20 protein-coding genes are annotated in these 21,593 nt (G+C 66.8%); 6 read left to right on the top strand and 14 right to left on the bottom strand.

Going from position 1 to position 21,593, the window contains the following annotated elements; translation table 11 throughout:
- Positions 1 to 2: 2 nt before the first annotated feature.
- From U4012_RS24565 to U4012_RS24530, 8 genes are all read right to left on the bottom strand, one after another.
- On the bottom strand, positions 3 to 1,058 hold the full coding sequence (locus tag U4012_RS24565) for a branched-chain amino acid ABC transporter permease (RefSeq protein WP_321802033.1): 1,056 nt from the start codon (positions 1,056 to 1,058) through the stop codon (positions 3 to 5).
- A 189-nt stretch (positions 1,059 to 1,247) separates the two neighbouring features.
- Positions 1,248 to 2,405, bottom strand: a complete 1,158-nt coding sequence (locus U4012_RS24560) for an ABC transporter substrate-binding protein (RefSeq protein ID WP_044845229.1) — start codon at positions 2,403 to 2,405, stop codon at positions 1,248 to 1,250.
- Positions 2,406 to 3,547: 1,142 nt separating this feature from the next.
- Complete coding sequence (locus U4012_RS24555; protein ID WP_321802032.1) at positions 3,548 to 4,522, bottom strand: branched-chain amino acid ABC transporter permease; 975 nt, start codon at positions 4,520 to 4,522, stop codon at positions 3,548 to 3,550.
- Positions 4,522 to 5,406 carry a branched-chain amino acid ABC transporter permease gene (locus U4012_RS24550; RefSeq protein WP_044845228.1) on the bottom strand — a complete coding sequence of 295 codons (885 nt, stop codon included), beginning with the start codon at positions 5,404 to 5,406 and terminating at the stop codon, positions 4,522 to 4,524. The genes U4012_RS24555 and U4012_RS24550 overlap by 1 nt, the downstream gene beginning before the upstream one ends.
- 99 nt (positions 5,407 to 5,505) lie before the next feature.
- Positions 5,506 to 6,705 carry an ABC transporter substrate-binding protein gene (locus U4012_RS24545; RefSeq protein ID WP_044845227.1) on the bottom strand — a complete coding sequence of 400 codons (1,200 nt, stop codon included), beginning with the start codon at positions 6,703 to 6,705 and terminating at the stop codon, positions 5,506 to 5,508.
- A gap of 77 nt (positions 6,706 to 6,782) precedes the next feature.
- Positions 6,783 to 7,538, bottom strand: a complete 756-nt coding sequence (locus tag U4012_RS24540; RefSeq protein WP_044845226.1) for an ABC transporter ATP-binding protein — start codon at positions 7,536 to 7,538, stop codon at positions 6,783 to 6,785.
- Positions 7,535 to 8,314, bottom strand: coding sequence for an ABC transporter ATP-binding protein (locus U4012_RS24535; protein WP_040142748.1), 780 nt, complete (start codon positions 8,312 to 8,314; stop codon positions 7,535 to 7,537). Before U4012_RS24535 ends, U4012_RS24540 begins: the two co-directional genes overlap by 4 nt.
- A gap of 499 nt (positions 8,315 to 8,813) precedes the next feature.
- Complete coding sequence (locus U4012_RS24530) at positions 8,814 to 10,499, bottom strand: GMC family oxidoreductase (RefSeq protein ID WP_321802031.1); 1,686 nt, start codon at positions 10,497 to 10,499, stop codon at positions 8,814 to 8,816.
- A gap of 402 nt (positions 10,500 to 10,901) precedes the next feature.
- On the opposite strand from U4012_RS24530, the gene U4012_RS24525 reads away from it, so the two are divergent.
- Positions 10,902 to 11,801 (top strand): LysR family transcriptional regulator, encoded by a 900-nt coding sequence (locus U4012_RS24525; protein ID WP_044845224.1) that lies wholly within the window; start codon positions 10,902 to 10,904, stop codon positions 11,799 to 11,801.
- Between the two features lie 494 nt (positions 11,802 to 12,295).
- Positions 12,296 to 12,829 carry a class IV adenylate cyclase gene (locus U4012_RS24520; protein WP_321802030.1) on the top strand — a complete coding sequence of 178 codons (534 nt, stop codon included), beginning with the start codon at positions 12,296 to 12,298 and terminating at the stop codon, positions 12,827 to 12,829.
- Between the two features lie 54 nt (positions 12,830 to 12,883).
- Here the strand turns inward: U4012_RS24520 and U4012_RS24515 are convergent, their stop codons facing one another.
- Positions 12,884 to 13,369, bottom strand: a complete 486-nt coding sequence (locus U4012_RS24515; RefSeq protein ID WP_006408082.1) for an Lrp/AsnC family transcriptional regulator — start codon at positions 13,367 to 13,369, stop codon at positions 12,884 to 12,886.
- Positions 13,370 to 13,507: 138 nt separating this feature from the next.
- Between U4012_RS24515 and phhA the strand changes: the two genes are divergently transcribed.
- Together phhA and U4012_RS24505 are read left to right on the top strand one after the other, a co-directional pair.
- The gene (gene phhA, locus U4012_RS24510; protein WP_321802029.1) at positions 13,508 to 14,401 is read left to right on the top strand and encodes a phenylalanine 4-monooxygenase; all 894 of its coding nucleotides are present in this window, start codon (positions 13,508 to 13,510) and stop codon (positions 14,399 to 14,401) included.
- 156 nt (positions 14,402 to 14,557) lie between these two features.
- Positions 14,558 to 14,866, top strand: coding sequence for a 4a-hydroxytetrahydrobiopterin dehydratase (locus U4012_RS24505; protein ID WP_415750401.1), 309 nt, complete (start codon positions 14,558 to 14,560; stop codon positions 14,864 to 14,866).
- A 92-nt stretch (positions 14,867 to 14,958) separates the two neighbouring features.
- Here U4012_RS24505 and U4012_RS24500 read toward each other — a convergent pair whose 3' ends face one another.
- Positions 14,959 to 15,189, bottom strand: a complete 231-nt coding sequence (locus U4012_RS24500) for a DUF3717 domain-containing protein (RefSeq protein WP_044845220.1) — start codon at positions 15,187 to 15,189, stop codon at positions 14,959 to 14,961.
- Between the two features lie 122 nt (positions 15,190 to 15,311).
- Between U4012_RS24500 and U4012_RS24495 the strand changes: the two genes are divergently transcribed.
- Both U4012_RS24495 and U4012_RS24490 read left to right on the top strand, forming a co-directional pair.
- Positions 15,312 to 16,004 (top strand): response regulator transcription factor, encoded by a 693-nt coding sequence (locus U4012_RS24495; protein ID WP_006401494.1) that lies wholly within the window; start codon positions 15,312 to 15,314, stop codon positions 16,002 to 16,004.
- 116 nt (positions 16,005 to 16,120) lie between these two features.
- Positions 16,121 to 17,605, top strand: a complete 1,485-nt coding sequence (locus U4012_RS24490) for a sensor histidine kinase (protein ID WP_044845219.1) — start codon at positions 16,121 to 16,123, stop codon at positions 17,603 to 17,605.
- Positions 17,606 to 17,715: 110 nt separating this feature from the next.
- On the opposite strand, the gene U4012_RS24485 is transcribed toward U4012_RS24490, so the two are convergent.
- The 4 genes from U4012_RS24485 to U4012_RS24470 form a co-directional block, all read right to left on the bottom strand.
- Positions 17,716 to 18,246, bottom strand: a complete 531-nt coding sequence (locus U4012_RS24485) for an SET domain-containing protein (RefSeq protein WP_124486811.1) — start codon at positions 18,244 to 18,246, stop codon at positions 17,716 to 17,718.
- 188 nt (positions 18,247 to 18,434) lie between these two features.
- A complete protein-coding gene (locus U4012_RS24480; protein WP_321802027.1) occupies positions 18,435 to 19,547 on the bottom strand; it encodes an NADH:flavin oxidoreductase/NADH oxidase in 1,113 nt (370 codons plus the stop codon).
- 203 nt (positions 19,548 to 19,750) lie between these two features.
- Positions 19,751 to 20,461: a glutamine amidotransferase gene (locus U4012_RS24475; RefSeq protein WP_321802026.1), complete on the bottom strand. Its 711-nt coding sequence runs from the start codon at positions 20,459 to 20,461 to the stop codon at positions 19,751 to 19,753.
- Between the two features lie 28 nt (positions 20,462 to 20,489).
- Complete coding sequence (locus U4012_RS24470; RefSeq protein WP_175723697.1) at positions 20,490 to 21,128, bottom strand: MarR family winged helix-turn-helix transcriptional regulator; 639 nt, start codon at positions 21,126 to 21,128, stop codon at positions 20,490 to 20,492.
- Positions 21,129 to 21,593: the final 465 nt, after the last annotated feature.

Below are 21,593 nucleotides of genomic sequence, written 5' to 3'. Positions count from 1 at the left end.
CGTCACTCCTCTTCCTCTTCCGCATGCGGCGCCGCGAAACTGCGCCACAGCAGCACCGGGATGATCAGCGTGAACACGATCACTTCCTTGTACGCACTCGCCCAGAACGACGAATACGATTCGAGCACGCCGACCAGCAGCGAGCCGGCGGCCGCGAGCGGATAACTGACCAGCCCGCCGATGATCGCGCCGACGAAACCCTTCAGGCCGATCAGGAAGCCGGAGTCGTAATAGATCGTCGTCAACGGACCGACGAGGATGCCGGACAGCACACCGAGCCCGGCCGCCAGCGTGAATGCGAGCCGCCCTGCTTCGGTCGTGCCGATGCCGACCAGCCGCGCGCCGAGCCGGTTCACCGACGTCGCGCGCAGCGCCTTGCCGGCGATCGTGCGGCCGAAGTACACGTAGAGCGCGCCGATCAGCACCAGCGCGGTCACGACCACGAGGATGCTCTGCACCGACACCGTCATGCTGCCGACCGACAGCGACGCATCCGCGAAGCCGCTGGTGCGCGAGCCTTCAGCGCCGAACATCACGAGCCCGAGGCCGACCATCGCGAAATGGACGGCGACCGACACGATCAGCAACAGCAGCGTCGTGCCTTCGGCGATCGGCTGGTAGACGAGCCGGTAGACGAACGGCCCCATCGGCACGACGATCGCGAGCGTCAACGCGATCTGCGCAAGCATCGGCAGCGGCTGCGCGGCAAAGCTGCGCGTGATCGCGAACACCGCGAGCGGCAGCAGCACGTAACGGCTGCCGAGCGTCGCGAGCGTGCGGCCGAGCTGATGGCGGCGTTCGCGATGGCGGACCAGGCCGCCGACTTCCAGCAGGAAGCACGCGATGCCCATCACGAACAGCAGCCAGCAGGTGGCGGGAAATTTCTGCGCCTGCAACGCCGCAAGCGTGAGCGCACCGTAGGCGACGAATTCGCCCTGGGGAATGAAGATCACCCGCGTGACGGAAAACACCAGCACGAGCGCCAGCGACAGCAATGCATAAATGGCGCCGGTCGTGATGCCGTCTTGCGCGAGGATCGCCGCAATCGAGAGATCCATACGTTTCGTGTATCGAGAATGCTGCGGAGAAACGGCGACGGGAACGGCCCGCGCGCGGACGGCAAGACCGGGGGTCAGGCGTCGCGTTGCGGGCTTCCCGGCATTCCATGCGGCACGAGCACGGACCGCCGCGCCGCCGACGGCGCGCCCGGCGCCGTTCGCGCCGCGCCCGCCGGTTTCACGTGATGCTTACTCGGCCTGCAGCTTCCACTTGCCGTCGACGATCTGCACCATCACGCGCGCCCGCGTGTCGAAGCCGTTGTGATCGGTCGCCGTCGTGTTGATCACGCCGTGCGACACGGGCAGGTCCTTCACGCTCTCGAGCGATGCGCGCAGCGCCTCGCGGAACGCCTCGGTGCCCGGCTGGCCCTTCTTCAACGCATCGGGAATCGCACGCTGCAGCAGCAGGCCCGCGTCCCACGCATGGCCGCCGAAGGTCGCCAGCGAACCGGCCCCGTACGCCTTTTCGTACGCGGCCTTGTAGCCGAGCGCCGGCTTCTTCACCGGATTCGAATCGGGCAGCTGGTCGGTCACGAGCACCGGGCCGGCCGGCAGGATCTCGCCTTCGCAATCCTTGCCGCACACGCGCAGGAAGTCGTTGTTCGCGACGCCGTGCGTCTGGTACACCTTGCCCTTGTAGCCGCGCTCCTTCAGCGTCTTGGCCGGCAGCGCGGCCGGCGTGCCCGATCCGGCGATCAGCACCGCGTCGGGATTCGAGCCCAACAGCTTCAGCACCTGCCCCATCACCGACGCGTCGGTGCGGTTGAAGCGCTCGTTCGACACGAGCTTCAGGCCGTTCTTCTCGGCCGCCGCGCTGAACGTCTTGTACCAGCTGTCGCCGTACGCATCGGCGAAGCCGATGAAGCCGACCGTCTTCACGCCATGCTTCGCCATGTAGCCGGCGATCGCGTCGGCCATCAGCTGGTCGTTCTGCGGCACCTTGAACATCCATGCGCGCTTCGCGTCCATCGGCGAGATGATCTGCGCGCTCGCCGCGAGCGAGATCGTCGGCGTCTTGCCCTGCGACACCGGATCGAGCATCGCGAGCGAGTTCGGCGTGACGGACGAGCCGATGATCGCGTCGACGTGATCCTCGTCGATCAGCTTGCGCACGTTCTGCACCGCGCGGCTCGTGTCGGACGCATCGTCGAGCACGATGTACTGGACGCTCTTGCCCGCGATTTCCTTCGGCAGCAGCGCGATCGTGTTCTTTTCCGGAATCCCGAGCGAGGCGGCCGGCCCGGTGGCCGACAGCGTCACGCCGATCTTCACCTGCGCCGACGCCGTGGCCGCCGCACCCACGAGGCCCGCGGCAAGCAGAACCTCCATCCATCGATTCATCTTCATTTACGTTGTCTCCAAACGCTGCTCGAAAAATCCGTGGGTCGCTCGGGCGGCTCCCGGTCCTCAAACAAGTTAATAAATTAACTATTTCGCCGTACCGCGTCTACGCTCGTTTTCCCGTGAAACGCCGGCGTCGCAATCGAGCCCCGGCGATCGCACGCACGCCCGCGCCGCGGCGCGTTCCGAAACGGTCGTTCGACCGCCACGATGCGCGGCAGCAATGTCGCCAGGATGAAGGGAACGGAGAAACGCAGCGTTGCGCGAGACGCGATCGATGCGAATGCAACGATCGCGGGAAGGTCGGCCGGCCGAGCCTGGTTCGGCTCGGCAAGCGCGCGGCACACGATCGGAAAACCGGCGGTTCATGCGCATCCGAACGACGCGTCGGATGCGAACGCAACGACCGGAGAAGCCGCCGTGCCGGGCAGTCGCGCCAGAACGTGCATACCGGCCGCAGGACGGCTCGTGAAGGCCCGGGCATACCGATGCACCGCCGCCCCCGAACGAGCGGCGCCAGCCGCCCCTCGCACCCCGATCCATCGTCCCGCGCTTCTCATCCAACCGCACTCCCTCTTCTGCATTTTGCTTGTAGGAGAACTGCCGACTATTTTCCCGACCGCACGGTCGGCGAAAGCTGAGTGTAACGGACGCTTTTTGCGCACGCCAACCGGGTAAGCCCGGACGGCATGCGCGTGGCTGCGCGCCAGCGGCGATCGACCGGCAGGATTCGACGAAAACGGGGGGACGGGATGAAACGCGAGCGATGCGAGATGAGGTGAGGCGGAAACGGGCGCGGGAAACGCGGCGCCACTCGCCTGCACCATCAATGGAAATTCGCGCACACAAATGAAAAAGCGCTGTTGGATTCCGTCCAACAGCGCTTTGGGGTCCGGGCACTTTGTGCCTCGATTGTCTCCTCGTTCTCCACCTGCAAATTCGTTTCGCGGTGCATCAGAACTGAAACGAAGATTAAAGGACCTTTCACCCTGCGACAACTTAGCATTTACCCCTATGGTGCATCGCCGCACGAAAATGGGGCACCAGCCTTGCCGCGCGGCACCGTCCCGAGGCCGCCGCGACGCCCTTCCCGGCCGCGCCGGATGGTGCTTCGCATCAACGCGTCGCCACGCCGCGGCGCGCTGCAATCAGGACGGCCTGAGCGTCTTGACCCGTGCGACCATCTCGCCGACGATCCCGCGCCGGAACGCAAGCACGCATGCGATGAAGATCAGCCCGGTGACGATCGTCGCCGATTCGCCGAGCGAGTGGAACCAGCCGATGCCCGTCATCGACGCGAGCCATTCGCCGATGTCGCCGAGCCGGTCCTCCAGCGCGACGATCAGCGCCGCGCCGAGCAGCGGCCCGAACAGCGTGCCCATCCCGCCGACGAGCGTCATCAGCACGACGAGGCCCGACATCGTCCAGTACGCGTCGGACAGCGTCTCGAAGCCGAGCACCAGCACCTTCAGCGAACCGGCCAGCCCCGCGAGCCCGGCCGACAGGATGAACGCGAGCAGCTTGAAGCGGTCGGTGTCGTAGCCGAGCGAGATCGCGCGCGCCTCGTTCTCCTTGATCGCGACGAGCACCTGGCCGAACGGCGAGTGCACGATGCGCACGATGAACGCGCACGCCGCGACGATCACCGCGAGCACGACGTAGTACAGCGCGACGTCGTTCGACAGGTCGACGACCCCGAACAGATGCCCGCGCGGCACGCCCTGCAGGCCGTCCTCTCCGTGCGTGAACGGCGCCTGCAGGTAGATGAAGTAGACCATCTGCGCGAACGCGAGCGTGATCATCGCGAAGTAGATGCCCTGCCGGCGGATCGCGAACAGGCCGACGACGAGCCCGAGCAACGTCGCGGCGGAGGTGCCGACGAGCACGCCGAGCTCCGGCGTGAAGCCGAGCGTCTGGATCGTATAGCCGGTCGCGTAGCCGGCGGTCGCGAGGAACATCGCATGGCCGAACGACAGCAGCCCCGTATAGCCGATCAGCAGGTTGAACGCGGCCGCGAACAGCGCGAACGTGAGCACCTTCATCACGAACACCGGATACGCGCCGATGAAGGGGGCGGCGAGCAGTGCGGCGAGCAGCGCGCCGTAGAGCACTTTTCTCTGCATCATTTTTCCTTGCCGAACAGGCCAGCCGGGCGGATCAGCAGCACGATCGCCATGATCACGAACACCACCGTGGCCGACGCTTCCGGATAGAACACGCGCGTGAAGCCCTCGATCACGCCGAGCATCAGCCCGGTGATGATCGAGCCGAGAATCGAGCCCATCCCGCCGATCACGACCACCGCGAACACGGTGATGATCATCGGCTGGCCCATCAGCGGCGACACCTGGATCACCGGCGCCGCGAGCACGCCCGCGAATGCCGCGAGCGCGACGCCGAAGCCGTAGGTGAGCGTGATCATCATCGGCACGTTCACGCCGAACGCCTCGACGAGCTTCGGGTTCTCGGTGCCCGCGCGCAGATAGGCGCCCAGGCGCGTCTTCTCGATCACGAACCAGGTCGCGAGACACACCGCGAGCGACGCGACGACCACCCACGCGCGGTAGTTCGGCAGGAACATGAAGCCGAGATTGGTCGCGCCGGACAGCTGCGAAGGCACGTCGTACGGCTGGCCGGACGACCCGTAGACCGAGCGGAACACGCCTTCGACGACGAGCGTGAGGCCGAACGTGAGCAGCAGCCCGTACAGGTGATCGAGCTTGTACAGCCAGCGCAGCATCGAGCGCTCGACCAGGATCCCGAACGCGCCGACGATCAGCGGCGCGAGCGCGAGCATCGCCCAGTACGGCAACCCGAAATACGACAGCCCCATCCACGCGAGCATCGCGCCCAGCATGAACAGCGCGCCGTGCGCGAAGTTGATCACGTTGAGCAGCCCGAAGATCACCGCCAGCCCGAGGCTCAGGATCGCGTAGAACGAGCCGTTGACGAGCCCGAGCAGCAACTGGCTCAGCATCGCCGGCAACGGAATGCCAAAGATTTCCATCGACTTAGCCGTCCGAATGAGTTTCGTTGCGTGCGCAACCGTCTTGCCGTCGCGCACGCGGGCGGTGCAGCGGCCACATCGCTGCGGCCGCGCCCGCGCTTACTTCCATGCCGCGCAACGCGTCTCCTGCTTGGTCGTGAACGCCTGCTCGCCCGGAATCGTCGCGAGCACCTTGTAGTAGTCCCACGGCTCCTTCGATTCCGACGGCTTCTTCACTTCCATCAGGTACATGTCGTGAATCATGCTGCCGTCCTGGCGGATGTAGCCCTTCGCGTAGAAGTCGTTGATCTTCGCCTTCTTCAGCTCGGCCATCACCTTGTCGGAGTCGGTCGTGCCGGCCGCCTGGACCGCCTTCAGGTAGGTCGTCACCGACGAGTAGTCGGCCGCCTGCAGGCTCGACGGCATCTTCTTCATCTTGCCGAAGTAGCGCTGCGCCCACTGGCGCGCCGTCGCGTCGCGGTTCCAGTACCAGCTGTCGGTCAGCACGAGGCCCTGCGTCGTCTCGAGGCCGAGGCTGTGCACGTCGTTGATGAACATCAGCAGCGCGGCGATCTTCATCGTCTTCGTGATGCCGAACTCCTTCGCGGCCTTGATCGAGTTGATCGTGTCGCCGCCCGCGTTCGCGAGGCCGAGGATCTGTGCCTTGGACGACTGCGCCTGCAGCAGGAACGACGAGAAGTCCGACGCTGACAGCGGGTGCCGCACCGTGCCGAGCACCTGGCCGCCGCTCGCCTTCACGACGTCCGACGTGTTCTTCTCTAGCGCCTTGCCGAATGCGTAGTCGGCGGTCAGGAAGAACCAGCTCTTGCCGCCCTGCTTCACCACCGCCGAGCCGGTGCCCTTCGCGAGCGCCATCGTGTCGTATGCGTAGTGGACCGTGTACGGCGTGCACTGCTCGTTGGTCAGCGTGTCGGCGCCCGCGCCGATGTTGATGTAGACCTTCTTCTTCTCGGCCGCGACCTGGTTCATCGACAGCGCGGTCGCGGAGTTCGTGCCGCCGACCAGCAGGTCGAGCCCGCCGCGGTCCATCCATTCGCGCGCCTTCGACGCGGCGATGTCCGCCTTGTTCTGGTGATCGGCATAGACGACCTCGATCGGCTTGCCGAGCACCTTGCCGCCGAAGTCGGCGACCGCCATCCGGATCGCCTCGAGGCCGCCCTGCCCGTCGATGTCCGCGTACAGCCCCGACATGTCGGTGATGAAGCCGATCTTCACGCTATCCGCGGCGTGTGCGGCGCCGGCGGTGAACGCTGCGGTCGCGACCGCCAGACACGCGTGTGCGAGGGTCTTCATTTTCATTGACGTCTCCTGTTGTTCTGATGCGTTGTGGTTGTTCGTAGGCCGCCACGGCTAGCGGCAAGGGAAACGGGGCGGCGTCACACCCCGAGCAGGTCGTGAAGGATCGGCATCTTGCCTTCCAGTTCGGATGAGCGGAAATGCTCGACGATGCGGCCATGTTCCATCACGTAGAAGCGGTCGGCGAGCGGCGCGGCGAAGCGGAAATTCTGTTCGACCATCACGACCGTGTAGCCGCGCGCCTTCAGCGCGACGATCATGCGCGCGAGCGCCTGCACGATCACCGGCGCGAGGCCTTCGGAAATTTCATCGAGCAGCAGCAGGTTCGCGCCGGTGCGCAGGATCCGCGCCACCGCGAGCATCTGCTGCTCGCCGCCGGACAGCCGCGTGCCCTGGCTCTGCCGGCGCGACGCGAGGTTCGGGAACATCGCGTAGATCTCGTCGAGCGACATCGCGTGCTCGCGCGGGCCGATCGGCGGCGGCAGCATCAGGTTCTCCTCGCACGACAGGCTCGAGAAGATTCCGCGCTCCTCCGGGCAATAGCCGACGCCGAAATGCGCGATGCGGTGCGTCGCGAGGCCGATCGTCTCGTTGCCCGAAACTTTGATCGACCCGCTGCGCCGGCCGGTGAGGCCCATGATCGCGCGCAGCGTCGTGGTGCGGCCCGCGCCGTTGCGGCCGAGCAGCGTGACGACCTCGCCGCGATGAACGCTCAGGTCGACACCGTGCAATATGTGGGATTCCCCGTACCAGGCCTCGAGGCCCGTGATCTCCAGCGCGGGCGTGCCGCTCTCGACGCCGCTCAATTCGCGTTCCTCCCGTTCGCTGTGCTTCATGCGTGCGCCCCCGCAAGCGCCGCATCGGCGCTGCCCATGTAGGCCTCGATCACCAGCGGATTCTTCGACACTTCCGCATACGAGCCCTCGGCCAGCACTTCGCCGCGTTGCAGGACAGTGATCGTGTCGGAGATGCCCGCGATCACGTTCATGTTGTGCTCGACCATCAGGATCGTGCGGCCGCTCGCCACCTTCTTGATCAGCGCGGTCACGCGATCGACGTCCTCGTGGCCCATCCCTTGCGTGGGCTCGTCGAGCAGCATCAGTTCGGGTTCCATCGCGAGCGTCGTCGCGATCTCGAGCGCGCGCTTGCGGCCGTATGCGAGTTCGACCGTCGGCACGTGCGCGAAATCGGTGAGGCCGACCTGCGTGAGGAGATCCATCGCGCGATCGTCGAGGCGCCGCAACGTGCGCTCGCTGCGCCAGAAATGGAATTCGGTCCCGAGCGCGCGCTGCAGGCCGATGCGCACGTTCTGCAATGCGGTCAGGTGCGGGAATACCGCCGAGATCTGGAAGGAACGGATGATGCCGCGCCGCGCGACCTGCGCGGGCCGCTCGTCGGTGATGTCGATGCCGTTGAAGACGATCTGGCCGGCCGTCGGTGTCAGGAACTTGGTCAGCAGGTTGAAGCAGGTGGTCTTGCCCGCGCCGTTCGGTCCGATCAACGCATGGATCGCGCCGCGCCGCACACGCAGGTTGACACCGTTCACGGCGGTGAAGCCCCTGAATTCCTTCGTCAGTCCGCGTGTTTCGAGAATCGTGTCGCCGAGAATCATGTTCCCTTCCGTACGAAGTCAGGCGAAGCACCGGGAAGATTCGCGCAAGCGACCGCGAACAAGTCCGCGGATCAGCGGGCTGCCCCCGGGGCGCCGTATTACGCCTCGAGGGTGGTCTCCCGCGCCGACGCGTATGCACACTGCGCAACATTGTCGCGCCGTTGGTGCAGTGCAATCATCGGGATTTGCACTTATAGGGCTGGCGGCCATATCGGGCGCGGCTGAGCGCAAATTTTCGACGCGCTTTTTTGACGCGCGCATCATCGAGGTGCGCATGCTCGCATCGGACGTGCCTGATTGAACGCATGCATGTGACGCTGCGCGTCATGTCGTCGCGCAAAAAAAGCCGCGTGACATAAGCGATAAGCGGGTGCGCGAAGCAATTGCCGTGCGCATCGCCGGCCCGTGTCATTGTGATGCTCGCGCGTCACCTTTGCTTCGCATAGCGAAACAGCGGGCGCTCGGATGACAGCCCGCTGTCGCGCGTGTCAGCGTGGCGTCACGCAGCCGTCATCGCCGCGTCCGTTCGCACCTGCGTCGCGTCGTGCGCCGCGCGTCGATCGGCGCGAATCATGTCGCTTGCGCGCTCGGCGATCATCAGCGTCGGCGAATTCGTGTTGCCCGACGTGATGAACGGCATCACCGATGCGTCGACGATCCGCAGCCCGGCGATGCCGCGCACGCGCAGCCGGCTGTCGACGACGGCACGCGCGTCGTCCGCGCGCCCCATCCGGCACGTACCGACCGGATGGAAGATCGTCGTGCCGACCGCGCCCGCCGCTTCGATCAGTTCGGCTTCGGTCCGGTATCGCTCGCCCGGCAGGATCTCCTCCGGACGGTAGCGCGCGAGCGCCGGCGCGGATGCGATCCGGCGTGTGAGGCGCAGCGCATTCGCGGCGACCTGACGATCGTGGTCGGTCGACAGATAGTTCGGTGCGATCGACGGCGCCACGCCGGCATCGGGGCTCGCGATATGCACGCTGCCGCGCGAACTCGGCCGCAGATGGCAGACGGACGCCGTAAAGGCGTTGAAGCTGTGCAGCGGCTCGCCGAAGCGCTCGAGCGACAGCGGCTGCACGTGATATTCGAGATCGGGACGCGTGAGCGCGGGATCGTCGGGATCGGATTTTGCGAACGCGCCGAGCTGCGACGGCGCCATCGACATCGGCCCGCGCTGCAGCAGCGCGTATTCCGCGCCGATCATCAACTTGCCCCACCAGTGCGCGGACAGCGTGTTCAACGTGCGCACGCCTTCGACGCGAAACGCCATCCGCAGTTGCAGGTGATCCTGCAGGTTCTCGCCGACGCCCGGCAGATCCTGCACGACGTCGATGCCGAGCGCCTGCAGCCGTGCGCCCGCACCGATGCCCGACAGTTCGAGCAGCTGCGGCGAATTCACCGCGCCGGCGGTCAGCAGCACTTCGGCGCGTGCGTGCGCGACGTAGTCGGTGCCGCCGCCGCGATACTCGACGCCGACCGCGCGCCGCCCGTCGAAGATCACGCGCTGCGCATGCGCGCCGGTTATCACGGTCAGGTTCGGGCGCGTCATCGCGGGGCGCAGGAACGCCTTCGACGTATTCCAGCGCACGCCGCGCTTCTGGTTCACCTCGAAATAGCCGACCCCGCTGTTGTCGCCGCGGTTGAAATCGTCGGTCGCCGGGATGCCCGTCTGCTGCGCGGCCTGCGCGAACGATTCGAGGATCTCCCAGCGCAGCCGCTGCTTCTCGACGCGCCAGTAGCCACCTGCGCCGTGTGCGTCGCTCGCACCCGCGTGGTGGTCCTCGCTGCGCTTGAAGATCGGCAGCACGCTGTCCCACGACCAGCCCGCGTCGCCGGTTTCCTGCGCCCAGCTGTCGTAATCCTCGCGCTGGCCGCGCATGTAGATCATCCCGTTGATCGACGAGCAGCCGCCGAGCACGCGACCGCGCGGATACGACAGTGCGCGGCCGTTGAGCGCCGCCTCCGGCTGTGTCTTGTACAGCCAGTCCGTGCGTGGATTGCCGATGCAGTACAGATAGCCGACCGGGATGTGGATCCAGTGATAGTCGTCCTTGCCGCCCGCTTCGAGCAGCAGCACGCGGATCTCGGGATCCTCGGTCAGGCGGTTCGCGAGCACGCAGCCTGCGGTGCCCGCGCCGACGATCACGTAATCGAATTCGCCCTCGAGCGTGCGTTGAGTCGTCACGACGTGTCTCCTGTCGACCCGAGTTAGCGCTTTAGCGCTTACTCGGGTCCCATGGCGTGGTTGGATGGAGTTGGCGCTTCAGCGCTTACTCCATCCCCACGGCGGTCGACCCGAGTTAGCGCTTCAGCGGTTACTCGGGTCCCATGCTTTGCGGTCGACCCGAGTTGGCGCTTTAGCGCTTACTCGTGCCCCGTGCTTTGCGGTCGACCCGAGTTAGCACTTCATCGCTTACTCGTGCCCCATGCAAAGCGCATTGTTGTGTCCCGCGCGGCGCAATCCCGCGCGTCGTTTTCAGCATAGTGCGTCGCGGGCGACGCGATCGATGAAGCGTACTCCGCCTGCCGTCCACCGATCCAATGAGTTATGCTGAACTGCGTTATAAGCTGCGCTCATATCACGACGATGGATCTCACCCTGCTCCGTGCGTTCGCGACGGTCGCCCGCGAAGGCAACCTGACGCGCGCCGCCGTGCAGTTGCACCTGACGCAGCCGGCCGTCAGCCTGCAGATCAAGCATCTGCAGGAAACGCTCGGCGTCACGCTGTTCACGCGCACGTCGCGCGGGCTCGCGCTCACACGCGACGGCCAGACGCTGCTGCCGCACGCGGAGCGCGCGCTGGCCGCAGCCGCCGACGTGCAGCGCGCCGCTGCCGCGCTGCGGCACGAGGTGCGCGGCCGGTTGCGGATCGGCACGATTCTCGACCCCGGTTTCCTGCGGCTCGGCGGCTTCCTGCGCGCGCTGGTCGAAACCCATCCGCAGATAGAAACCGCGCTGCGGCACGGGATGTCCGGCTGGGTGCTCGAGCAGGTGCGCGCGCGGGCGCTCGACGTCGGCTACTACATCGGCCGGCCCGGCGAGGACGAGCCGCGCGACGACACGCTGTTCCACACGGTCACGCTCACGCGTTTCCAGTACCGCGTGCTCGCGCCGGCCGGCTGGAAGGAGCGCGTGCAGCGCGCGCACGACTGGCGCGCGCTCGCCGCGCTGCCGTGGATCTGGACGCCACCGGCGTCCGCCCATCACCGGCTGCTGTCGCGGCTGTTCGCGGCGGCCGGCGCGCAGCCGGTGAAGGTCGCCGAGGTCGACCAGGAGCAGTCGATGCTCGATCTCGTGAAATCGGGGATCGGGTTGACGCTCGCGCGTGACTCGACCGCGCTGGCCGAAGCGCACGCGCACGCGCTGACGATCGTCGAACGCGTGACGGTGCCGACCGAGCTGACCTTTGTGGCGCTCGTCGAGCGGCGCGACGAACCGGCGATCGCGGCCGCGCTGCGGCTGATCGAGACGCAGTGGGCGATATGAGCGTGGCTGATGTCGGTGTGACGGGTCGTGCAGTGGACTTTTGCGGCTGACGCTTCCTGCTATTCCTGTTCCTCGGCGCTCCTGCGCTCCTGCGCTCCTGCGTTCCTGCGTTCCTGCGTTCCTGAGTTCCCTACGTTCCTGCGTCTAGTGCGTCTCTGCGTCTCCTGAGTCTCCTGAGTCTCCTGAGTCTCCTGAGTCTCCTGAGTCTCCTGAGTCTCCTGAGTCTCCTGAGTCTCCTGAGTCTCCTGAGTCTCCTGAGTCTCCTGCGTCTCCTGAGTCTCCTGCGTCTCCTGCGTCTCCTGCGGATCTTGCGGATCTTGCGAATCGCAAATCGCCAACTCGCCCGCGCATGACCGACGAAATCACATACGAGCCCCAATCGCCCGCTCCGCGTCGCGTCGCCGCGCGCCGGTCGCTCGTCACGCCACCATCGCAGGCTTTTTGCTAGATTGTCCGTTCGCACACCGCGAGACCCCTGATTGAAGGAGACCCGCATGGCCCGCAACATCGAGATCAAAGCCCGCGCCCGCGAATTCGACCAGCTGCGCGAACGCGCCGCGACGCTCGCAACCGAAGCACCGCTCTTCTACCGCCAGCAGGATTTCTTCTACGACGTGCCGCGCGGCCGGCTGAAGCTGCGCCGCTTCGAAGACGGCACGCCGGCCGAACTGATCTTCTACCAGCGCGACGATCGCGACGGTCCGAAAGCGTCGTACTACACGCGCAGCCCGGTGACGAACCCGGAAGCGATGCACTCGCTGCTTGCGACCGCGCTGACCACGCGCGGCATCGTGACGAAGGAACGGCACGTGTACCTTGTCGGCCGCACGCGGATCCACCTCGACCGCGTCGACGGCCTCGGCGACTTCATCGAACTGGAAGTGGTGCTCGGCCCCGACGACGACGAAGCCGGCGGCGAAGCCGAGGCGCATGACGTGTTCGCGAAGCTCGGCGTGGCGCACGAGGATCTCGTCGCGGTCGCGTACGTCGACCTGCTGAACGCCGACGCGCAATCCGAAGCGGCCTGATCGAGCCCTATCCGCGGCGGCGCCTTGCGCCCCGCTGCCAGCCCCGCCGCCGCGTCACGCGGCGCCGGGCGCCAGGTGCGCGAGCGGCAGCGCGCCATTGCGCTTGAACGTCGTCAGCACGATGTTCGAGCGCACGCTGTCGACGCCCGGCACGCGCATCAGCTTCTTCATCACGAACTGCGACAGCGCGTTGAGATCCGGCGCGACGATCCGCAGCAGATAATCGGCATCGCCGACCACTGCATGGCATTCGAGCACCTCGGGCAGCACGTCGATCTGCTGCTGGAACTGCTCGATGATCGAATCGCCGTGGTGCTTGAGCTTCAGGCTCGTGAACGCGGTGACGCCGAGCCCGAGCTTTTCGGGGCGCAACATTACGCGATAGCCTTCGATCACGCCGGCCGCCTCGAGCCGCTGCAGCCGCCGGCCGATCTGCGACGGCGACAGCGGCACCTCCTCGCCGAGCTGCTGGTGCGTCGCGCGGCCGAAGCGCTGCAGCACGTCGAGAAGCGCGAGATCGAAGTGATCGAGTTCCAGCATGAGCATGCTCCGCATTGATTCCGATTTTGATGCGCGATTATCGCATCATCAAGCGAATCAACGCCATCTTTGCGCCCATTCCGCATGTCCCCCGCTCTACACTTGCATGGTTCCCATCACAGCGTGCAGAGCCTCACCATGTCCACCGTCGTCACCGCGAAACTGCAGGAGCAGTTCGATGCGGGCCTCGAAACCCGCGCCGATTTCACCATCGACCAGCCGCTCGAACGCTACGGCCAGGTCGACCACGCGGTGTGGCAGCAGCTCTATGCGCGCCAGTCGGCGCTGCTGCGCGGTCGCGCGTGCGACGCGTTCGTCGCCGGGCTCGGGAAGATCGACCTGCCGGCCGATCGCGTGCCGTCGTTCGCCGACGTGAACCGCCAGCTGAAGCCGGCCACCGGCTGGGAAATCGTCGCGGTGCCGGGCCTCGTGCCCGATCGCGTGTTCTTCGAGCACCTCGCGAACCGGCGGTTTCCGGTCACCTGGTGGATGCGCCGCCCGGACCAGCTCGACTACCTGCAGGAACCCGACTGCTTCCACGACCTGTTCGGCCACGTGCCGTTGCTGATCGAGCCGGTGTTCGCCGACTACATGCAGGCCTACGGCCGCACCGCGCTCGCGGTCGCGGACGACGAAGCGGCGCTCGCGCGGCTGGCGCGCCTCTACTGGTATACGGTGGAATTCGGCCTGATCCGCGACCCGCAGGGCACGAACGGGCTGTCGATCTACGGCGCCGGGATCGTGTCGAGCAAGGGCGAGAGCCTCTACAGTCTCGAAAGCGCGGCGCCGAACCGGCTCGGTTTCGACCTCGAGCGCGTGATGCGCACGCGGTACCGGATCGACACGTTCCAGAAAACCTACTTCGTAATCGACGATTTCGCGCAGCTGTTCGCGCTGGCCGACGTCGACGGCCGCGCGCTGGCCGACCGGCTGGCCGCGCTGCCCGAATTCGCGGCCGGCACGGTACTCGACGGCGATCTCGTGCTGCATCGCGGCACGGGAGAAGGCTGGCCGGACGACGCGGACGCGTAAGGCCGCGGGCCACGCCAGCGTGATTCGTGCGCCGGCGCTCGCCATCTGATGGCCGTCACCGAATGCCCGTCGCCCAACTATGAAACAATGACCGGTACCGGCTTTGCCGCGTGGCCTTTGCCCGCGTGCGGGCGCCGTTACCGAACGAGGTGCAACATGATCCACAAGCTCACATCAGAAGAACGCAAGACCCGGCTCGAAGGCCTGCCGCACTGGACGGCCGTGCCGGGCCGCGACGCGATCCAGCGCAGCCTGCGCTTCGCCGATTTCAACGAGGCCTTCGGCTTCATGACGCGCGTCGCGATCAAGGCGCAGGAAATGAACCACCATCCGGAATGGTTCAACGTATACAACCGGGTCGACGTGACGCTGTCGACCCACGATGTGGACGGCCTGACCGAGCGCGACATCGCGCTCGCGACGTTCATCGACCAGGTGTACACACATACCCAACCGGCCGCCTGAGGTCGTCCTCTACCGTCGCGCGTCGAAAGACGCGCGGCGCGTCAACTTTTCATTTCGATGAACGTTTTCTAGGATGTACTCAGCGAAAGCCTTCAACTTTCCAAGCCATCCTTAAGGCGCACGTAAGTCTCGTACGCTTTCCGCGCCCTGGGGTCCAAACCTTCCAGTTGCAGCGCGCTTGCGCGCTGTACAATCAGCAGCGCATACGGCTTGGAGAGCGCGCTGGCCTCTTCGCAGAGTTTGAGTTCGTCGCCGCTCGACGGCGAGCGGGCGCGCCAGAAATTGATCGCGGCTTCGAGGTCGTGGATCGAAATATCGGACATGATTGGATTTAATCGTTCGCTGGCCGCCATGCTTGATGTCAGGCGATGCGGCGCCCCTGTGGAAACGGCGTCGTGCTGTCCGCGTGCCTGAACCGCCAACCCATTGTACTTGAGCGAACTTCATGCGACTCCTTCTGATCGAAGACGACCGCCCCATCGCACGCGGTATCCAGAGCAGCCTCGAGCAGGCTGGCTTCACCGTCGACATGGTGCATGACGGCATCTTTGCCGAACAGGCGCTGGCACAGAACCGCCACGAACTCGTGATCCTCGACCTCGGCCTGCCGGGCATCGACGGGATGACGCTGCTCACGCGTTTCCGCCAGACCAACCGCCACACGCCGGTCATCGTGCTGACCGCGCGCGACGAACTGAACGACCGGATCCAGGGCCTGAACTCCGGCGCCGACGACTACATGCTCAAGCCGTTCGAGCCGGCCGAGCTCGAAGCGCGCATCCGCGCGGTGATGCGCCGCAGCGGCCCGCACAGCGACATGCCGCGTCCGGAAGTGTCGCTCGGCGGCGTCCGCCTGTCGGGCGTCGATCGCCGCATCTTCAACGACGACAAGCCGCTCGAACTGTCGCCGCGCGAATTCGCGGTGCTGGAAATGCTGCTGCTGCGCCACGGCCGCGTCGTCAGCAAGGCCCAGCTGCAGGATCACCTCACGCACTTCGGCGGCGATCTCGGCGACACCGCAATCGAAGTCTACGTGCATCGCGTGCGCAAGAAACTCGAGCAGTGCCGCGTCGAAATCGTCACGGTGCGCGGCTTCGGCTATCTGCTGCAGGAAATCCGCCAGACCGCGAGCGTCTGAGCGGCGCCGCACGCCGGCCGGCCGCGTGCCGCCGGCGAGCCGCCCTGCCCGCGTCGCCGTCCGGCGCACGTCCGCGCCGCTCCCCGTGAGCGGCGCTTATCCATTTTCCCGTCGAAATGTCTTCTGATCCGGCTGTGACCACCAGCCTGCGCCGCTCGCTGCTCCGGCGCCTCGCCGCGCCGCTGTCGATGCTCGCGCTGATGAGCGGCCTGATCGCCTACTGGCTCGCGTGGCAATACACGCAACACGTGATCGACCGCTCGCTCGCCGACCTCGCGACCGCCATCTCCAAACAGATCCAGATCGCCGGCCCCGACGCGCCGTTCACGGTGCCGCCGCTCGCGCAGGCGATGTTCTCCGATCCGGCCGAGGCGCTGATCTACCGGATCAGCGACGGCGAGCAGGAACTCGCCGGCGATCCGAAACTGCCGCTGCGGGGCATCAACGTGCGCCGCATGCATCACGCGTACGTGTTCGAGGCCGAGTACGACAACCGCGCGGTGCGGGTCGCGCAGGTGCGCGTCGAGGAAGTCGACGGCGGCCGGCCGATGGTGGTCGAGGTCGCGCAGCCGGTGCGGCACCGCTACCGGATCGCGGCCGAATTCCTCGTCGCGATCATGATGCCGCTGCTGCTGCTGCTGCTCGCGGGCTGGGGCATCGTGTGGCGCGTCGTGAACCAGCAGCTCGGCCCGCTCACGCATCTCGCCGATTCGCTGAACCGGCAGACCCACACGTCGCTGGAGCCGGTCGACGAAACCGACGTGCCGCTCGAGATCCGGCCGCTGACGAGCGCGATGAACGCGCTGCTCGGCCGCCTGAAGACCGCGCTCGACGCGCAGCGCAAGTTCATCGCCGATGCCGCGCACCAGCTGCGCACGCCGCTCACGGCCGTGAAGCTGCATGCCGAGCAGGCCGCCGTCGCGCGCGACCCGCAGCAGACCTATGCCGCGGTGCGCGAACTGCGCGCGGCCGCCGACCGCGCGGTGCGGCTGTCGAACCAGCTGCTGTCGCTCGCGCGCGCGGAGCCGGGCGAACAGGCCGCGCGTTTCGTCGACGTCGACCTGGCCGCGATGGCGTTCGAGACGGGTGCCGAATGGGTGCCGCGCGCGCTCGCGTCGCATGTCGACCTCGGCTTCCAGCGCAGCGACGATCCCGGCGAGGACGAAACGCTGAACGTGCGCGGCAACCCCGTGCTGCTGCGCGAGGTGATCGCGAACCTGCTCGACAATGCGTTGAAATACGTGCCGCTCGCCCGGCCGCACGGGGCGCGGATCACGGTGAACGTCGCGCGCGGCGCGCTCGAGACCGGCGAGCCGGCCGCCGAGATCGTCGTCGAGGACAACGGCCCGGGCGTGCCGGCCAATCAGCAGGCCGACCTGTTCAAGCGCTTCTTCCGTGGCGACGCGCAAAGCGGCAACGGCGTCGAGACGGGCGCCGGGCTCGGGCTCGCGATCGTGCACGACATCATCGCGATGCACGGCGGCACGGTGTCGTACGAGGATGCATCGGAAGGCGGTTCGCGCTTCGTGGTGCGGGTGCCGCTCGCCAAGCGCACCGGGAAGCCGGCGAGCGAGACGCCGGCCGCCGCGCCGACGCACTGAGGCACTGAGGCACTGAGGCACGTGCGGCGAACCCTCATCAGGCTGGATGGACGGCCGCGCGGCGGCCATCCGGCGGTGACGCAGCCGCGCGCGATGCGCGGCCTCACCGGTCACTTCTTCTTTTTCTTGTCCTTCGCGCCGGACTCGGACTTGCCGTCCTTCCTGTCCTTCTTCTTTTTCTTCTTGCCGTCGTCGTCCGGCGTGGCGAGCAGCGTGCCGCGGCATGCGGTCGCGCCGCAATGGCACGCGTATTCCCGCTTGAGTTTCTTCGTCAGCTTCTCGTCGATCACGAGGCCGTAGTCGTAGAACAGCTCTTCTTCCGGCCCGATGTCGCGCAGTGCGTGGATGAACACGCGGCCCTTGATCTCCTCGGCCTCGCAGTTCGGCGCGCACGAATGGTTGATCCAGCGCGCGCTGTTGCCGTCGATCTTGCCGTCGATCACCCCGCCCTCTTCCAGTGCGAAGTAGAACGTATGGTTCGGCTCGTTCGGGTCGTGCGGATGGCGGCGCAGCGCTTCCTTCCACGAAATTCGCTCGCCCTTGTATTCCACTACGCGTTCGCCGGCCTTGATCGGCTCCACCGCGAACACGCCCTTGCCGTGAACTCCCGAGCGGCGTACCGCGATCCTGCGTGAACTCATCGAACGAATCCTTTGAAGACGACTTGAATGGAAGACGGCCGCGCTGTCGTTTTGCGCGGCCGTGCGTCGCGCAAAACGAAAACGCGGCACCGGTCGGTGCCGCGTCGGGACATGCGGCGAATCACCCGCATCCTACACGTTCAAGATTGCTTCGCTCAACATCGCGCGCAATATTGCGCGCATGACGCTCAGCGCTGGCCGAACGCGATGTCGCCGAACAACGCCTTGTGCTCGCGCGGCTGCGAACGCCAGTACTGCGGCGGCGCCGACACCTGCGCACCGAGCTCGGCAGCCGCATGCCACGGCCAGCGCGGGTCGTACAGCATCGCGCGCGCCATCGCGACGAAATCGGCATCGCCCGACTCGATCAGCCGGTTCGCATGCGCGGGATCGTTGATGAGGCCGACCGCGATCGTCGGCATCCCGACCGCGCGCTTCACCGCCTGCGCGAACGGCACCTGGTAACCGGGCGACAGCGGAATCTTCTGCAGCGGCGACACGCCGCCGGACGACACGTCGATCCAGTCGCAGCCGCGCTGCTTCAGCTCGTGCGCAAACGCGATCGTGTCCTCGAGTTCCCAGCCGCCCTCGACCCAGTCGGTCGCCGACACGCGCACGCCGACCGGCCGGTCCGCCGGAAACGCCGCGCGCACGATCTCGAAGATCTCGAGCGGAAAGCGCATCCGGTTTTCGCGCGAGCCGCCGTATTCGTCGGTACGCCGGTTCGCAAGCGGCGACAGGAACTGATGCAGCAGGTAGCCGTGCGCCGCATGCACCTCGATCGCATCGATGCCGAGGCGCGCGGCACGCTTCGCGCTCGCCGCGAACGCGTCGCGGATCCGGTTCAGGCCGGCCGCGTCGAGCGCGAGCGGCGGCGTCTCGCCGTCCTTGTGCGGCAGGGCCGACGGCGCATGCGGCAACCAGCCGCCATCGGCGACGGACACGAGCTGGCCGCCCTTCCACGGCACCTCGCTCGACGCCTTGCGCCCCGCGTGCGACAGCTGCATCGCGACGCGGACCGGCGAATGCTTGCGGATCGCCGCCAGCACGGGCTTGAGCGCTGCTTCGGTCGCGTCGTCCCACAAACCGAGGTCGCCGGCCGTGATGCGCCCGTCGGGTTCGACCGCGGTCGCTTCGATGCAGAGCAGGCCCGCGCCGGACAGCGCGAGATGGCCGAGGTGAATCATGTGCCAGTCGGTCGCCTCGCCGCGCTCGGCCGAGTACTGGCACATCGGGGAGATCACGATCCGGTTCGGAAGGGTCACGCCGCGCAGCGTGAACGGGGAAAACAGCGCTGTCATGGAGGCCGCTCGCCAGGAAAGGGAAACAGCGGACGAGCGTAGCATGCGGGCTCGAAGCCTGCTGGCGGCCGGTTCGGCAGTAAGCGGATGGTCAGGTAGCGCCGGCGTACCGCTGGCAGCGATGCCGCGCGCACACGGCATGCAGCGGTGCGCCGGCCGGCAAGGCCTGCGGGCCGGTCACGCGCGGTGCCGCTCGCTCGGGATCAAAGCCCGACGCTGTCGAGCCACTCCGCGAACATGCGTCGCGCGGCCGTCTCCAGCGCGGGACCGTGCTGCACGGTGTCGGCGCGCAGCTGGCGGGCGTCGATGCCGGGCGTCGACGCGATTTCGCCGGCGTTGCCGATCAGCCAGGGTTCGAAGCGGTCAGCACGGATTTCGGGATGGCATTGCAGCGCCAGCACGTGCTGCCCCCATGCGAACGCCTGGTGGCGGCAGGCCGGTGTCGAGGCGAGATGGATCGCGCCGCCCGGCAGGTCGAACGTATCGCCGTGCCAGTGCAGCATCGAGGTCGCCGCGCCGTCGAGATGGCGCAGCGGCGACGCGCGGCCCGCGTCGGTGAGCGTCAGCGGCGCCCAGCCGAGTTCCTTCTGCGCGGCCGGATAGACGCGCGCACCGAGCGCGCGGGCGATGAACTGCGCGCCAAGGCAGATGCCGAGGATCGGCAGCCCGGCGTCGATGCGCTGGCGCACGAGCGCCGTGAGCGGCGCGATCGACGGATACTGCGCGTCTTCGTACACGCTGAGCGGCCCGCCGAGCATCACGAGCAGCGCCGGCTTGAGCGCGTCGAGCACCTCGACGCGCGACGCGCCGACGTCGACGTAGCGCACCCGCCGCCCGCGCTCCCCGAGCACCTGCTCGAAGCTGCCGAGGTCCTCGAAATGCACGTGGCGGATCGCCACCACTTCAGCGTTCATCATCGGCCTCCCGGTCGATCGACGGACGTCAGCCGGCGAACACCTTCCAGGTCTTCTTTTGCGTTGCCGCGTCGGCTTCTTCGTGCACCGAACAGTCGAGACGCAGATCGCTGTCGGCCATCGACAGGTCGAGCGCCGCGCAGTAATGCACGGTCTTCTTCGACTGCTTGCCCGGCTGGAAATGCGCGCACGTCAGGCACATGCGCTGCGGCGGCGTCGCACCGGCCACCTGCAGTTCGCGCAGCGTCTTCAGCAGCGCGCGGTACAGCGCGCCCTGCTCGTCCGCGCCGAGCTTGCCGACCGCCTTCGTCAGGAATTCCGGCCATTGCAGCGCCTTCTTCGCCGCGGTACGGCCGCGGGCCGACAGGCGCACGGCAAGCGCGCGGCCGTCGTCCAGCGCGCGGCGCTTCTCGACGAGCCCCTTCGTCTCGAGCGTGCTGACCGCATCGCTGGTGGTCGCAGCCGTGAGCTGCGTCTCGCGCGCGATCTCGCCGAGCCGCATCGGGCCCTTGCGTTGCAGCAGCAGCACGAGGATCTCGCCCTGCGTCGGCGTGAGGCCCGCGCCTTCCGCCCAATCCCATGCCTGGCTTCGCATGGCCGTACTCAACCGCAGCAAGCTGTGGGTCACACGTCCCGAAGCCTGATTCCCGTAAACGCCTTCGCTCATAGTCTTTTCGCTTTGCCGCCGCCCGGATTGCCGAGCAGCCGTAGTGTGGAGATCGAATGTCTATCTCAAAACAGACGCTCATCGAGGAGCGTCGACACGGCCGTCGCGAGGCACACGCGGCGGTCGCGTTCGCGGCGACCGGTGAGACACAGGTCATTCCGGTGTCCGCAAAGCCGACATTCTAAGCGAGAGCGGAAAATCGCACAGCTAAGTTATCCCCTTCATTCTGTGGAAAATCGCTGGATAACCGGATTTTTTCGTTGTGCCGGCAATCCCTGCCGGCCTCACGGCGCAACGCGCAAACATTTTCCTGTTCGAATCGGCCATCGTGCGGCTGGCGGCGATCCACCGGGTTATCCATACCGCAGTGCGTTGACTTTGCAGCGGAATATCCAGTTATCCACAGATTTTCAGGAGGACTGGCGACGCGGAACGCCCGAATCGGCGTCGACCGGCATTCAGCGA

Origin of the sequence: Burkholderia sp. BCC1988, assembly GCF_905339895.1 — a bacterium.
In the GTDB taxonomy this organism is placed as follows: Bacteria; Pseudomonadota; Gammaproteobacteria; order Burkholderiales; family Burkholderiaceae; genus Burkholderia.
The sequence above is the reverse complement of the archived record's forward strand: the minus strand, read 5'-3'. Positions and strand labels throughout refer to the sequence as shown.